Source organism: Acinetobacter sp. BZX-2 (assembly GCF_055179795.1).
Genome location: NZ_CM143686.1, coordinates 3,035,509 through 3,050,419 on the forward strand (window position 1 = coordinate 3,035,509; position 14,911 = coordinate 3,050,419).

Annotated in this window: 14 protein-coding genes; 4 read left to right on the forward strand and 10 right to left on the reverse strand. The window is 37.2% G+C overall.

The features are described from left to right. Positions 1 to 6: 6 nt before the first annotated feature. From filC to filA, 3 genes are all read right to left on the reverse strand, one after another. On the reverse strand, positions 7 to 1,239 hold the full coding sequence (filC, locus tag ACY45D_RS14265; protein WP_463107324.1) for a putative pilus system protein FilC: 1,233 nt from the start codon (positions 1,237 to 1,239) through the stop codon (positions 7 to 9). A gap of 51 nt (positions 1,240 to 1,290) precedes the next feature. After that, complete coding sequence (filB, locus tag ACY45D_RS14270) at positions 1,291 to 2,127, reverse strand: putative pilus system C39 family peptidase FilB (protein WP_463107325.1); 837 nt, start codon at positions 2,125 to 2,127, stop codon at positions 1,291 to 1,293. Between the two features lie 195 nt (positions 2,128 to 2,322). Continuing rightward, entirely contained in the window at positions 2,323 to 3,276 is a 954-nt protein-coding gene (gene filA / locus ACY45D_RS14275; RefSeq protein ID WP_463107326.1) for a putative pilus system protein FilA, read from the reverse strand. A 260-nt stretch (positions 3,277 to 3,536) separates the two neighbouring features. Here filA and ACY45D_RS14280 point away from each other — a divergent pair, with 260 nt between their 5' ends. Then, positions 3,537 to 4,868, forward strand: coding sequence for an anthranilate synthase component I family protein (locus tag ACY45D_RS14280; RefSeq protein WP_463107327.1), 1,332 nt, complete (start codon positions 3,537 to 3,539; stop codon positions 4,866 to 4,868). A 24-nt stretch (positions 4,869 to 4,892) separates the two neighbouring features. Here ACY45D_RS14280 and hisC read toward each other — a convergent pair whose 3' ends face one another. Both hisC and hisD read right to left on the reverse strand, forming a co-directional pair. Further along, positions 4,893 to 5,990 carry a histidinol-phosphate transaminase gene (hisC, locus tag ACY45D_RS14285; RefSeq protein WP_463107328.1) on the reverse strand — a complete coding sequence of 366 codons (1,098 nt, stop codon included), beginning with the start codon at positions 5,988 to 5,990 and terminating at the stop codon, positions 4,893 to 4,895. A 202-nt stretch (positions 5,991 to 6,192) separates the two neighbouring features. After that, the gene (gene hisD / locus ACY45D_RS14290) at positions 6,193 to 7,494 is read right to left on the reverse strand and encodes a histidinol dehydrogenase (protein ID WP_463107329.1); all 1,302 of its coding nucleotides are present in this window, start codon (positions 7,492 to 7,494) and stop codon (positions 6,193 to 6,195) included. A 236-nt stretch (positions 7,495 to 7,730) separates the two neighbouring features. Between hisD and ACY45D_RS14295 the strand changes: the two genes are divergently transcribed. Next, positions 7,731 to 8,162, forward strand: coding sequence for a carboxymuconolactone decarboxylase family protein (locus ACY45D_RS14295; protein WP_463107330.1), 432 nt, complete (start codon positions 7,731 to 7,733; stop codon positions 8,160 to 8,162). Position 8,163: 1 nt separating this feature from the next. Continuing rightward, a complete protein-coding gene (locus ACY45D_RS14300) occupies positions 8,164 to 9,045 on the forward strand; it encodes a sigma-70 family RNA polymerase sigma factor (protein ID WP_463107331.1) in 882 nt (293 codons plus the stop codon). 29 nt (positions 9,046 to 9,074) lie between these two features. Here ACY45D_RS14300 and hisG read toward each other — a convergent pair whose 3' ends face one another. The 5 genes from hisG to ACY45D_RS14325 form a co-directional block, all read right to left on the reverse strand. Then, complete coding sequence (gene hisG, locus ACY45D_RS14305; RefSeq protein ID WP_463107332.1) at positions 9,075 to 9,764, reverse strand: ATP phosphoribosyltransferase; 690 nt, start codon at positions 9,762 to 9,764, stop codon at positions 9,075 to 9,077. Continuing rightward, the gene (gene murA, locus ACY45D_RS14310; protein WP_463107333.1) at positions 9,764 to 11,029 is read right to left on the reverse strand and encodes a UDP-N-acetylglucosamine 1-carboxyvinyltransferase; all 1,266 of its coding nucleotides are present in this window, start codon (positions 11,027 to 11,029) and stop codon (positions 9,764 to 9,766) included. Before murA ends, hisG begins: the two co-directional genes overlap by 1 nt. Positions 11,030 to 11,035: 6 nt before the next feature. Then, the gene (gene ibaG, locus ACY45D_RS14315; RefSeq protein ID WP_010116465.1) at positions 11,036 to 11,287 is read right to left on the reverse strand and encodes a BolA family iron metabolism protein IbaG; all 252 of its coding nucleotides are present in this window, start codon (positions 11,285 to 11,287) and stop codon (positions 11,036 to 11,038) included. 143 nt (positions 11,288 to 11,430) lie between these two features. After that, positions 11,431 to 11,769, reverse strand: a complete 339-nt coding sequence (gene hpf / locus ACY45D_RS14320) for a ribosome hibernation-promoting factor, HPF/YfiA family (RefSeq protein WP_463107334.1) — start codon at positions 11,767 to 11,769, stop codon at positions 11,431 to 11,433. A 183-nt stretch (positions 11,770 to 11,952) separates the two neighbouring features. Further along, positions 11,953 to 13,410 carry an RNA polymerase factor sigma-54 gene (locus ACY45D_RS14325; protein ID WP_463107335.1) on the reverse strand — a complete coding sequence of 486 codons (1,458 nt, stop codon included), beginning with the start codon at positions 13,408 to 13,410 and terminating at the stop codon, positions 11,953 to 11,955. Positions 13,411 to 13,930: 520 nt separating this feature from the next. On the opposite strand from ACY45D_RS14325, the gene ACY45D_RS14330 reads away from it, so the two are divergent. After that, a complete protein-coding gene (locus tag ACY45D_RS14330; protein ID WP_463107336.1) occupies positions 13,931 to 14,830 on the forward strand; it encodes an amino acid ABC transporter substrate-binding protein in 900 nt (299 codons plus the stop codon). The last annotated feature ends 81 nt before the right edge of the window (positions 14,831 to 14,911 follow it).

Below are 14,911 nucleotides of genomic sequence, written 5' to 3' on the forward strand. Positions count from 1 at the left end.
ACTCCCTTATTTAGCTTTCTTCTTACCAAAGCCCAAAATATCAAGCGGGAAAGATAAACCTAAAGAAATATCTGGTGAATCTTCAGTTAAACCAATACCCAAAGTACCATTTACAATTGTTTCAGGGTTAACACGAACCCCTAAAGCAATTGAGAACATACCACTCGACTGGTCTGCTGCTTTATATTCATCAGACATGCCAGCAACTGGTTTATATTTAAATGATGTATTCATGTTAAACGACTGTTGATATGACATTGTCATCGATACATCGTAGTTAAATGAATAAGCAAAACCGAAAGAGAATCCGCCTGTCATTCCAGGATCGAACTCATCTAAAATACGGCCACCAGCTTGGTTTCCGCCTTCCCCTTCGGAATTACCACCGCCACGTACTTGATTAAGCCCTGTTTCTTTAAAACCATAGTTTGCAGAAACTGAAGCGAATAATACGACTGGGTCTATGTATTTACGAGTACTTGCACCAACGCCAACTGAATAGTAGCCTTTACCAGTAGAAAGATCTGTTTCTGGATTAATTTCATATGGGCTATCACCCGTCTTGGTTGACAGGCTTCCGAATAAAATTAGCGGTAAGCGACCAGCCTTTAATGGGAATGGTTCCCAACGCGCACCTAGGTTGATATCGCCTAAGCCTGCTGTTGTTGTATCTTTTAAACTGTCTGACTTTGCAACCAACGGAAGTGAAGCTGTAAAGGTTAAATTATCACGTACGCCGTATTGTGCAGTAAAGGTATTGGTAATGGTATGGTTAGCATCTTCATCAACACGCAATTGATAAAGTTGCCCCTCATTCATCCCTGCATTAATTTGACTATCACGATAATAAGAATAATCTAAATCATAAAAAGTCGAAAACTCACCTTTTTTAATCAGTGAGTATTGGCGCTCATTTGAAGTAAAAACTTCTTGTAAATTCGTTTCTTGGGTTGCATCACCCTCTTTCTTTTGCAAAGCTTCTGCAGCTTGAGAACCTGGTTTCGGTACTAAAGATTTTGTTTCATCTTTATTGATTGCTACTTCTTGATTAGATGCAGTAGTAGTCGGATTTTTAGCCTCAGCACTTGGCGTGCTTGCAGTATCGGTAGATACAGCTTGATCTAGTTGTGCAGCCTCATCAGTGCTAACATCACTTGCTTCTTCCGCAGCATACAAACTCCCCATTACAAATTGAATACTAATTGCAAGTAAAGTTCTTTTCATCCATTGATTATTCATTTTATTCCTACCCAAGATTCAATTCCGTTATTTAATTTTTTAATCCATCTTCTACTTACGTTTATAATAGAGTCGCATATAGGTTGTAATTGGCTGATTATATGTCGCTGAGTTAACATCTCGGTCAATGACCTTACGCATAGTTGATGCTTTGTCCGCAACTCGATTGGCATAATCAGGGGTTGCAAACTGTGCATCGACCAATGCATAACGGTTGATAGTCGCATCATCGACATGACGCAAATCTGCATCTTGTAAAGCAAGCATATCGCGTTGTTGGTCTTTTGCGACATTCACAATGAATAAAGTATTATTTTCCCAAATCTGTTTGAATCGTTCTTGGTCAAAACTAATATTACCTAATGCAGGATCAGCGACATAAACTCGACCATCTTTATAGGCCTTAAAAACCACGAAATGTTTAAATCCAGCATAGGAAATAGGTACGATGACTGGCTGATTTTGATTAATCAGATCGGTAAACTCACCTTTAAAACCGCCACTTTCATAACCTATCGCAGCAACAAAACGCTTCATGTCTAAAAGTGAAAAGCTTCTTCGTTCTACAATACGATTGTATTCTCCAAAACGAAGTAAGCCTTCCATGGTTTGTTGTTCTGTAAGATTGGTGCCTACATAACCATTGAGTAATGTAGTGAGCGCTGCAGAACCACAGCTGTAGTCATACGCTTGACGTACAATACCACGGAACTGATTTTCTAAGGCTGGTTTGATGGTCACCACTTCACGATGGTTACGTGAAAATGATTTATCTCGTGAATCCGCAAGCTCTGTATAGTACACAGCATCTTTTGGCTTAGGTTTCACATCTAAGGCATGGCTGGCAAAATAATAGATTAATGCCGAACCTAAAGTAATTTCTAACATAATTCTAACTATCAAGTAGCGGCAGTGTTTTGCCAAAGTGTTAATTTTATTTTTAGAGTGAACACTCTACGTCCCTGTGACTAGAAGATAACGCTTTTTGAGAAAAAAAACAGTACTTTTTTAAACTTTTGTCGTATTTCATAAGTTTTTTTGTAAAAAAAAGCGCGTATAAAACGCGCTTTTTTAAAATTTGGATTAGTGACCAGAAATCGTGATCACAGCACCAGGTGTTGTACCAGCAGCACCATTAAATACTTTCATGCCAGAGATTGCAACATCACCAATCGATGCACTACCTGCTCCAGTACCTGTAAATGCAGTTCCACCAGTAGCGATAGTACCACCGCCTAGAACAACTTTAGTTAGGTAAATATTTGTACCAGCTGCATTTTTCATCGCTGTAATTGCAAGACCTGTAGGTTTAACAGCAACATCTGCATCCATCGCCAAGTTGCCACTACCATCAGCATCAGTAACTTTGATACCACTGATTGCAACATAACCACCACCACCAGTAGAAGCATCTTTAATAGCTAGCTCTTTAATCTCAAGACCACCTACCATCGAACCAGCCAACTTAATCATTGCACCTTGAGGTGTATTACCTAATTGTACAACAGCATTCATTTTACCTGTTTTTAAGCTTAAGCCACTTAAAATTTCAGCAGAACTTGTACCAGCAACATAAGCACCTGAAGTACCTGTTGCATTATTCACTTCGATTTTACCCAAAGAAATATCTAAACCAGATACAGCAGCAGCAACATTTAGGAAAGGAGCAGTGCCACCAGCACCAGCATCTGTGTCAATTTTAATATCTGCTAAATTACCAGTTGCCAACATACGAGTAGTATCTAAAGTCCCATCAGTGTTATGTGGACCACTCACAACAACATTATTTAAAGTGATCGCACCAGCTGCTGCGGTTCCACCAAAACCTGGGGTTCCAGCCGCACCAGCAGCAGCCAAACCATCACCATCAAAAACATGCACTTTAGCAATATCAATTTTTGAAATACCGATACCAATTGAGATACCGTCTTGACCAGTTGTTGCGCTTAGTGCAGCATCATCCATTGCTTGCATAGCCATTGCGTTTGAACTGATAGCCACTGCAGAAACTAAAGCAAGTTTAGTGAATAATTTCATAATATGTACTCTCCCAAGAGCATTTTTTTTCATTTTTAACCACTCTCCGCAGTTCCATGTTGTTTTTGTTTTTTTACAACAGAAACTTCAATCCTTGAGTAGTCCGTTTTGCCTTTTTAAATTAACTGCATGTTACTTTTTGTTCAACTGCTGTTTGTCAAAAACGACAACTAACCGATAAACGGTAAACACTTTTTAAAGCTTAATTTTCAGGTAAAATACTCGGTATTATTTTGCATTTTATCGAGTTAAAACTCCCTATGTTTCGGAAGCCATTAGATTTTTCCTCAAAAAGCATTTCAGATACATTGCAGAAGTTTAAACTGTTATTTGGCTGTACTTATTTAAAAAACTCAGGTGAATTATTGGTTTCGTTTTTACCTGAAAGTTATTGTATTGCAACAAAAGACCAACTTTACTTTTATCAAAGAGACAATACTTTTAACTATCAAATCAATCAAAACATAACACAACTCAATCAATTTATTGAATTTTCAACACCAACAACGTATTCAAATTCTTTTCAAGGCGGTTATATTGGGTTTATTGATTATAATTATGCAAGTCAGCAAAACATTGATGCTCAATTTAAAAATCAACCCAATCTATTTATTGGTAAATATAAAACATTTATAAAACTTGAAAAAAATCAATGGTTTTTCTACAGCACTGAGTCTTGCGCAGAAGAATTATTCCAATATATTCAAGATTTACTCTTAACCACAAAAAATAATTCTCAAGATTTCAAATTACTCACACCTTGCCATCCTACATGGTCTAAATCACAGTATTCTCATGCATTTAATCAAATCCAAGATTACATAAAAGCTGGCGATTGTTATCAGATTAATTTAACTCAGGAATTTACAGCGCAGGCGAGTGGCACATTACTTGATACGGCTGAACAATTTTGGCAACTCACGGATGCACCCTACTCAGGTTATTTAAAGATTGATAATTTTGAATTACTCAGTTGTTCACCTGAATTATTTATAGATTTTGAAGCCAATCGCAAAATCGTGACAAAACCGATTAAAGGAACCATGCCTCGTTATGAGGATCCAGTTCAAGATGAACAATCCAAACAGACATTAATTCATTCTCAAAAAGATCAAGCTGAGAATGTCATGATTGTCGATCTGTTACGAAATGATTTAAGTGTTTATGCAGAAGTCGGTTCTGTTCAAACCCCAAAACTTTTTAATATTGAATCATTCAACCAAGTACATCATATGGTGAGCGAGGTAACTGCCACATTAAAAGAGAATATTAACCCTTTTGAAATGTTGCTTTCAGCCCTTCCCGGTGGTTCGATTACAGGCGCACCTAAAATTCGTGCAATGCAAATTATTGAAGAATTAGAAAGTGCTCCACGTGGTGCATATTGCGGATCTATGGGATATTTCAATTTTGATGGGACGGGTTCTTGGAATATTTTAATTCGTTCAATCCAAAAATACCAAAATCGAGTGTCTGTATGGGCAGGTGGCGGAATCACCATTGCATCTGACTGCGATGCAGAATACCAAGAATGTTTTGATAAAGTCTCCGCCATGCTTGATTTACTCAATACATGGCATCGACCTGAATAATTTCAATTCAATATCTTGGCTCATTTAAGCCAAGATATCATTTTTCAATGTATCCACTAAACGTTGATTTTGCTCATCTGTACCAATGGTTATACGTAAAAATTGATTGATTCGTGGCTTATTGAAATAACGCACAATAATACCTCTTTCACGTAATTGTTTTGTTAATTCGCCTGCATCCGTTGAGGGTAAAGAAGCAAAGATAAAATTAGCTTTTGATGGTAATACCTTAAAACCAATCTCTTTTAAATCAGCAGTTAATTTCTCACGGCTATCAATTACTTTTTGACATTGTGCTTCAAAATATGCCTGATCTTCAAAGGATGCTACGGCAGCAGCAATTGCAAAACGATCTATTGGATAAGAGTTAAAGCTATTCTTCACAGCTTCTAAAGCGGCAATTAAATGGGGTTGTGCAATTGCAAAACCAACACGCAATCCTGCTAAAGAGCGCGACTTAGACGTGGTTTGGCACACCACTAAATTGTCGTATTTTTCAACCAAACTCACCGCTGATTCTGCACCAAAATCAACATAAGCCTCATCAATCACAACCACCGAATCAGGATTCGCCTTTAGCACTTGCTCTATCACATCTAAGCCTAATGCAATACTGGTTGGCGCATTTGGATTGGTGATAATAATCCCACCATTCGGCTGCTTGTAGTCTTCAATATTTATTTCAAAGTCATCATTCAATGGCAAAATTTTAGTTTGCGTACTGATTTGAAAAAACTGACTATAAACTGGATAAAAACTATAGGTAATGTCAGGATACAAAATTGGCTTATCCTGCACAAAAAATGCTTTAAAAATATGTGCTAAAACTTCATCCGAACCATTTCCAACAAAAACATGACGAACATCAACATGCTGTTGTTTTGCAATCGCCTGTTTCAACGCGGTTGCGTCAGGATCAGGATAGAGACGCAATGCATCTGCTGAATCCACTAAAACTGCCTGAACAGCAGCCACCACTTTAGGTGAAGGTGGATACGGATTTTCATTGGTATTTAATTTTAGTAAGTTTTGAATTTTAGGTTGCTCACCTGGCACGTATGGCTCTAATTCACGTACAGATGGACTCCAAAAACGCATTTGTTCAGTTGTGATATTTGACATTTTAATTTCTCAATATTCTCTCTTCTTTTAGGAGAGGATTAGGATGAGTTTTATATCCTCCCTCCCCTAACCTCTCCCAAAGTGAGAGGAATCTCCATCTGCTAAATGATCAAAACGATTTTCATCACTAGAATCCCCTCTCCTTTCAGGAGAGGGTTAGAGTTTTAGAAAACTAGGTTTTTTCACCTAGACTATAATTCAATTACTGATAACGATATCGTGCTGATCTTGCATGTGCATCTAAGTTTTCTTGTTGTGCAAGAATGTCGGCAGCTTTAGCAAGCGGTTTCACACCTTGTTCTGTACACATAATCAAACTTGAACGTTTTTGGAAATCGTATACACCCAATGGTGAAGAAAAACGTGCTGTACCTGAGGTTGGCAATACGTGATTCGGCCCTGCACAATAATCACCAATCGCTTCAGGTGTATATCGTCCCATGAAGATTGCTCCTGCATGGCGGATACTTTCTGACATTTTTTCAGCTTCATCTAAACAAAGTTCTAAATGCTCAGGTGCAACTTGATTAATCAAATCTATTGCTTCTTGACGATCTTTCACCAAAACCAATGCGCCACGATTCGCAATTGAAGTTCGTGCAATTTCAGCTTTAGGCAAAGCTGCTAAATGTGCTTCAATGGCTTGTGCAACGTCATTTAAAAGTTGCTCATCAGGGGTAATAAAAATAGCTTGAGCAACAGTGTCATGTTCTGCTTGCGACAAGATATCCATCGCCAACCATTGCGGATTATTTTCACCTTCTGCATAGACTAAAATTTCAGAAGGCCCTGCAATCATGTCAATACCGACTTGACCGAATACAGCCCTTTTTGCTGCGGCAACGAAACGATTCCCTGGCCCAGTGATTTTATCCACTTGGGGAATAGTTTCCGTACCATATGCCAATGCCGCAACAGCTTGTGCACCACCAATCGTAAACACACGATGCACACCAGCCAAATACGCTGCTGCCAAAACCAATGGATTTAATTCACCATTTGGCGCGGGTACAACCATAATAATTTCTTGCACACCTGCAACATGCGCAGGAACAGCATTCATTAACACTGAAGATGGATAAGACGCCAAACCACCCGGAACATAAATGCCAACACGATCTAAGGGTGTTACTTTCTGCCCGAGTGTATTCCCCAAATCATCAATATATGTCCAACCCTCTTGTTTTTGAGCTTGGTGAAAAGTACGAATACGATGTGCAGCCATTTCTAAAGCGTCACGTACTTCTGTCATCAAACCTTCAAATGCTGCTTTAAGTTGCTCTTGTGACAGTTCTAAATCTGAAAATTGATGCGCTGGATGTCGATCGAACTGTTGAGTGAGTTTAAGTACATGCGCATCACCATGTTGGCGTACATCTGCAATAATTTGGTCTACTGTTTTTAACAGCTCTGAATCACTCACTGTTTCAAAAGCCAACAAATCAGCAAAGACTTGTTTAAAGTTTAGCTCTTGAGTCGATAAACGTCGCATCAATTTACCCACAAGGTTGTTTAGGAAAGATTTAGTTTACCTTGTTTTGGCTATCTTGTGGGCAAGATAACATCATCTATTTTATTTTGTTTAATAGGAAAATACTTTTAATTATTTTTAGAAATATAAAAATAAAAAACAATCACTTCTTTCTTTGTTCTATAAGAATCAACGATTTTAATGTCACAAAAATACGAGCTCAATCGTCATATTTATACATTCATTTTTGTTTAAATAAAGAGACCACGATGCCAACATCAAATATTGATCCAAATACTCACTTAACTTCTGTTATCCAAAACCTTATTCAAGTCCATGTCAGCTTGGATGCCTTATCTCTTTTAGACACAAGACTCAAACATCTAATTTTACTTAGAGTTTCTCAAATTAATGCTTGCGCTTTCTGTGTCAAAATGCATTTAGCAGAAGCAAGAGCAAACGGAGAAACATCAGAAAGGTTAGATCGATTAGTGGTATGGCGTCATTGTACAGATTACACAGATCAAGAAAAAGTAGCTTTTGAATGGGCCGAATCTTTAACAACTCTTCAAATTAAAACAGATTATGCCACTTTACGTGAAAATCTTTTGAAGCATTTCAATGAAAAACAAATTTCAGCTTTGACCGTACTGATTAGTATGATTAATTTATGGAATAGAGTTCAAATTTCACAACATTAATATGAATACTCAGCACAACACACATTCGCATGATGTTGAGACTTTCCTAGAGCATCGGGCTTTTTTGCTCGGTCTCGCCTACCGTATACTCGGAAGCAAAAGTGATGCCGAAGATATATTACAAGACATTTTCATTAAATGGTCTCAACATCCAAAATCCAATATTGCTACACCAAAGGCTTGGTTAACAACTGTTTGCACTCGACAAAGTATCGACCTATTACGCTCAGCACATAAATCTCGCACCGAATATATAGGAACATGGCTTCCTGAGCCCTATCAACCAGTGAATCATATTTCGATTGAATCTGATTTTACCTTATCTACAGCATTCCTATTATTATTGGAGAAGCTTTCTCCAAAAGAACGTGCAGCTTATTTATTACATGACATTTTTGATTATGACTATTCTGAACTCTCAGAAATTTTAGAAGAAAATCAAAATTATTGTCGAAAGCTTATTTCAAGAGCAAGAGAAAAGCTTGTATTTGACCGCAATCAAAATTTTATACTTCCAAATTCTCAACAAATTGAACTTCTTCACGCATTTAAAGATGCAACTCAGTCAGGTAATCTTGATCAATTAACAATCCTCCTCACTCAAGATATTCAATTATTTGCAGATGGTGGAGGGAAAGTATCTGCAATTTCCAAGCCTTTATTATCTATTGATCGTGTTACTAAATTTTTCCAAAGGCTTTTGTTTCAGGCATGGCGTGAATTTAGATGGGATTTGCAACAGATTAATGGTGCTTTAGGTTTTAATTTTTATAATGCTTCTGAAAATTGCATTATGATCATTACATTCAGCTTTAGCCCAGATCAACGTATTCAAAATATTTTTATACAACGAAATCCTGAAAAAATAAAAAGATCAGCATAAAGCTGATCTTTTTAGACGGTCAAAAAATATTATTTCTGACGCTCTGCAACTGCTTTTTCAAGCTGTTCAAGAATTGGATTTAATAAAGCTTGTTTACGTTTAAAACTCGCTTTATTCACAATCAAGCGTGAAGACACTTTGCAAATTTCTTCTAATGGCTCTAAACCATTAGCACGCAACGTATTTCCAGTATCTACCACATCGACAATGTAATCACCCAAACCAACCAATGGCGCAAGCTCCATCGATCCATAAAGTTTAATCACATCAACTTGCTCACCAAGGCTTGCATAATACTGACGAGTTAAATTTACATATTTGGTTGCGATTTTTAAACGCCCTTTTGGACGTACCATGCCAACCTTGCCTGCTGTCATTAATCTACAGTTCGCAATTTTCAAATCCAATGGCTCATAGACATTTTGCGCACCATGTTCCATCAAAACATCTTTACCTGCTACACCAATATCTGCCGCACCATTTTCAACATAAGTTGGCACATCTGAAGCACGTAAAATTAAAATACGGACTTGTTTGTGCGTCGTTGGAAAGATCAACTTACGAGATTTATCTGGATCTTCCAATAAGTTAATTCCAGCAGTTTCAAGTAAAGGTAAAGTTTCCTTTAAAATACGTCCCTTACTTAATGCTAAAGTTAAACCATGATCAAAATTGCCCATTACGTCAAAGTTTGGATCATCGTTTCTCATATCGCTCATTAACTTTTCTCGCTCACACGCTGAATTTGGGCACCAATACTTTGTAATTTCGCCTCAATATCTTCATAACCACGATCAATATGATAAATACGATCAATGATTGTTTCGCCCTCAGCAGCCAAAGCAGCCAATACGAGGGAGAATGAAGCACGTAAATCTGTTGCCATTACAGGAGCAGCAGAAAGTTTTTCCACGCCAGTCACAACAGCATCATTACCTTCAACCTGAATATTTGCGCCCATACGTGCCAATTCAGGAACATGCATAAAACGGTTTTCAAAAATCGTTTCAGAAATTGTTGCGAACCCACGACCAATCGCATTGACTGCCATGATCTGCGCTTGCATATCTGTTGGAAAATCAGGATGTGGCAAAGTCTGGAAGCTTACAGCTTTAGGACGCTTACCCATCATATCTAGTTCGATCCAGTCATCACCACGCGTGACTTCTGCACCCATTTCTTCAAATTTATCGAGTACAGATTCTAATAAATTTGGATCGGTATGTGTTGTTTTAACTCGCCCACCAGTAATTGCAGCGGCCGCTAAATATGAACCTGTTTCAATACGGTCTGCAACGACTGCATATTCACAACCATGTAAACTTTCAACACCAGTAACAACCAATGTATCTGTGTCTAGACCTTCAATTTTTGCGCCCATTTTAATCAGCATTTGTGCAAGGTCTGTAATTTCAGGTTCACGTGCTGCATTACGAATCGTGGTTACACCATCAGCTAAAACTGCAGCCGTTAAAATGTTTTCCGTTCCGCCTACAGTCACCATATCAAAAATGACTTCACCGCCTTTTAAGCGACCATCCACTTTTGCATGAACATAACCCGCTTCGACCTCAATTTGTGCACCTAAAGCTTCAAGTGCTTTCAAATGTTGATCAACAGGACGAGAACCAATCGCACATCCACCTGGAAGCGAAACTTTAGCACTACCATAGCGCGCCAACAAAGGCCCTAGCACCAAAATTGATGCACGCATGGTTTTTACCAATTCATAAGGTGCAAATTGGTTATCTAATGTAGAGGTATCAGCAACAACTGTATCCCCCTGATAAGTCATGGTGACACCTAAACCACCAATCAATTTAACCAAAGTGTTCACATCTTTAAGATTTGGAACATTGGTTAAAGTAATTGGGGTATCAGCAAGAATCATGGCTGCCAATAAAGGTAAGGCAGCATTTTTCGCACCTGAGATACGAACTTCGCCTTCTAGTTTTACACCGCCTTGAATGAGAAATTTATCCATTGACGCTTAAGCTCCAAACATACTGGCTTTGCGCCATTCTTCTTTAGTCATTGCACGAATAGTCACAGCATGTACTGCACCACTTGCGATATATGAATTAAGCGGCTGATAAACTGTTTGTTGACGAGCAACAGGACGCTTGCCTTCAAATTGATCGTCTACAATACGGAGGTCAAATTTACCTGCTTGTCCACTGACAGCAACTTCAGCATCAGGAAAAGCTGCTTTTAAGATTTCAGTGAGCTGTTCACTATTCATTGCATCGACCTCTTATAGGACTGACAGTGTAAAAACCGAATATTTTACTATAACTCTGCAAAATAATTCATTATCTCGTACAAAATTATCAATAAAAAAAAGAGGTATTTGCAACCTCTTTTTACCGTTCAATTTTTTCTATTCTACACAGATACCAACAAAGGTTGATAATTTAACTGCATTTTACGATGTCGTTCTAACTGCCTTTTTAATTTATCGGTGAGTTTTGCAATCGCATTATACATATCATCAGCAGATGCTTGAGCAAACAGCTCGACGCCCGGTAGTCGAACAATCGCTTCTGCGATATGGTTTGCACTCCCTTTTTTTGATCTTTTATCTAATTGATGATCTTTACTCAGCTTCACCTGCATACTATTAACTTGATCTATATGCTTTGTCATCTGCGTAAATTTATCTCGAATACTTTCTTCTATTGCAGGTGTAATACTTAAATGATGTCCACGAATTGTAATTTGCATAGTTCGATCCCTCTCCTTCATGATGAAGATATGAAAGTCATAGTCAAAATGATCCCATGCCAGAATTCACGTAGAGAGAAATACTGTACCTTAAATCATGTCATCATTTTAACCACTCAAAAAACTAACAAGCGATTCATTATTTGGTCATAATGAACATTTAGAATAGTCACACTTTAAAAATTAGATCAAGACTTTTCGATCTGAAGATGAAGGAATATGTAACGATTCACGATATTTTGCGACCGTTCTGCGAGCAACTTCGATCCCATCCTCTTTCAATAGATTTGCAATCGTATTATCTGACAATGGTTTACGTGGATTTTCATCTGAAATTAACTTTTTGATTTTTGCACGAATCGCTGTTGAAGAAGCCTCACCACCTGCTGTTGTTCCCACATGACTTGAAAAGAAATATTTCAACTCAAACAAGCCACGTGGCGTAAGCAAAAACTTATTGGTTGTTACACGAGAAACGGTAGACTCATGCAATTCCACTTCTTCTGCAACATCACGTAAGACCAGTGGTTTCATGCCTTCAGCACCCACTTCTAAAAATTCACGTTGATGTCTTACGATGCAACTTGCAACCTTTAATAAAGTCTTATGCCGCTCATCAACACTTTTAATAAAGTTCTTTGCTTCCAGCATTTGATTACGTAAATATTGATTATCATCACTTTGATCTGCGCGCTTAATCATTCCAGAATAAAAAGAATTGATTCTTAATTTAGGTAAAATATCTGGATTCAGTTGTACATGCCAATGTTCATTTTTCTTAGACACCACAACATCTGGAATTTGATAATCCGATTCTTTTTGCTCAAATTCAGCTCCCGGATAAGGCTTTAAAGTCTTCAATAAATCAACGGCTGACTTTAATTGATCTGCATTCAAACCCGTTTGCTTCACCAATTTATTTAAATCATTACTGACCAAAAGTTCATAATGTTTTAACAACATTAAGGCTTCTTTTCTAAATAAAGTCGTATTTGGCAAAGCATCTATTTGTATAAATAAGCACTCTGCCAAGTTTCTAGAGCCAATTCCAATCGGCTCTAAGCGCTGAATATGCTTTAAAACAACAATAACTTCGTCAGATTCAACCTCGATTTCATAGTCCATTTGTTGCAATAAATGTTGTACAGAACTGACGATTTCCTCTACATCTGCATCTAAAAAACCTTTTTCATCTAAAGCATCAACAATACAGTATGCAATTAACTTATCTACTGGCGAAAAGTGCAACAGATTAACCTGTCCAAGCATATGTTCTTTTAATGATGCGTCTGCATGATGATTGTCTTCACGATCATCAAACTCTGGGCGTTCCATTGCGGTAGATTGATGTGTATAGACATCATCCCAATCGGTATCCACAGGTAATTCATCAGGCAGATGATCTGCATTTAAAGACTCTGAAAGTTCATATTCTTGTTGTTCTTTTTTTATATCATCTAAACTTTCAATATGTTCATGGCTTTCTTCCTCTACTTTTTCGAGCAGCGGATTACTATCTAATTGTATTTGAATTTCTTGTTCAAGCTCTAAACTCGATAATTGGAGCAATCGAATGGCTTGTTGCAGTTGTGGCGTAAGCGACAACGAATTTGCAACCTTCAATCCAACCGATAACTTCATAGAAATGCGCCCCACACTGTTAACACGTACCGAATATAGATAAGCAAAATTCATGCCTATTTATATTTTATAGCATATTGAATGATATGCGCCTAGTGATAAAAAAGAATGAATCGGTAAAAAAATATTTATTATTGATCAACTAAAATTAATTTCAGTTCTTGTATTGATTTTATTAAAAATAAAACCCTTACATTGAAATTTAATATTGTCAGTTTAATTATCAAACAAAGAAATACTGTTTAAAAACGCATAAGCTAAAATAAATACCTTACCCTCTATTTATTTCATTTTTTTTAAATACAATACCAAACCTATCGTGATCGATATCACATTATATTTTGATCAAAATTTACTATTTATTATGTTTTATCCTTTACTTATTTAAAGGGTAGGTATAAAAATAAATAGGAATACGGTGTTTGACGGATCATGTATTGCAAAATACATAACACCAAAAAATGTAACAATTCGAACCTAAAGCTAGATTGCTCAATAAAAGCAAATGGAGACTTCAAAAATGAAGAAATTATCGACAAAGGTATTAACGACTACACTTGGCGTACTTATGGCTGGTGGTGCTTTTTCGCAAGTTCAAGCAGCAGATACTCTCGCAAAAATTAAGCAATCAGGGAAAGTCATTATTGGTTATCGTGAATCATCAGATCCGATTTCTTATATTGTTGGCGGCAAACCAATGGGTTATGCAGTAGATATTTGCAATAACTTTGCAAATGAACTGAAAAAATCATTGAAAATGCCAAATCTTAAAGTTGAATATAAAGCCGTTACTTCTTCTACTCGTATTCCTGAAATGTTGGCAGGCAATATTGATATGGAATGTGGTACAACGACAAACTCTGTACAGCGTCAACAACAAGTTGGTTTTTCTACAAACTACTATGCAACTGAAGTTCGCATGGCTGTAAAAGCAAACTCACCAATCAAATCCATTGCGGATTTAAATGGTAAAGCGGTTGTAACGACTCAAGGTACAACTTCTGATAAATACATCAAAATGGGTGAGAAAGGTGAAAAAGTAAATGTGAATAACGTTTACGGTAAAGACCACTCAGATTCATTTGCAATGGTTGCGTCAGGTCGTGCTGCTGCATTCGTAATGGATGACAATATTCTTGCAGGTTTAATTGCAAAATCTTCAAATCCTAAAGATTTCAGAATCGTTGGGCCAGTTTTATCTTCAGAACCATACGGCATTATGATTCCTAAAGGTGATGCAGCATATAAAGCAATTGCTGACCGTGTTGTCACTGGTATGTGGAAAAATGGACAAATGGCTGCTTTATACAAAAAATGGTTCTTGTCTCCAATTGCACCTAAAAATGTCAACATGAATATGCCGATGAGCTCATCTTATAAAGCGCTGATGGCTAAACCTACTGATGCTGGTATCAACTAAGTTACCCACTTATTAGAAAATAGTGTGTAGATCAAAATATAACCTATATTTTGATCTATAATTTTTTAAAAATTAAAATTG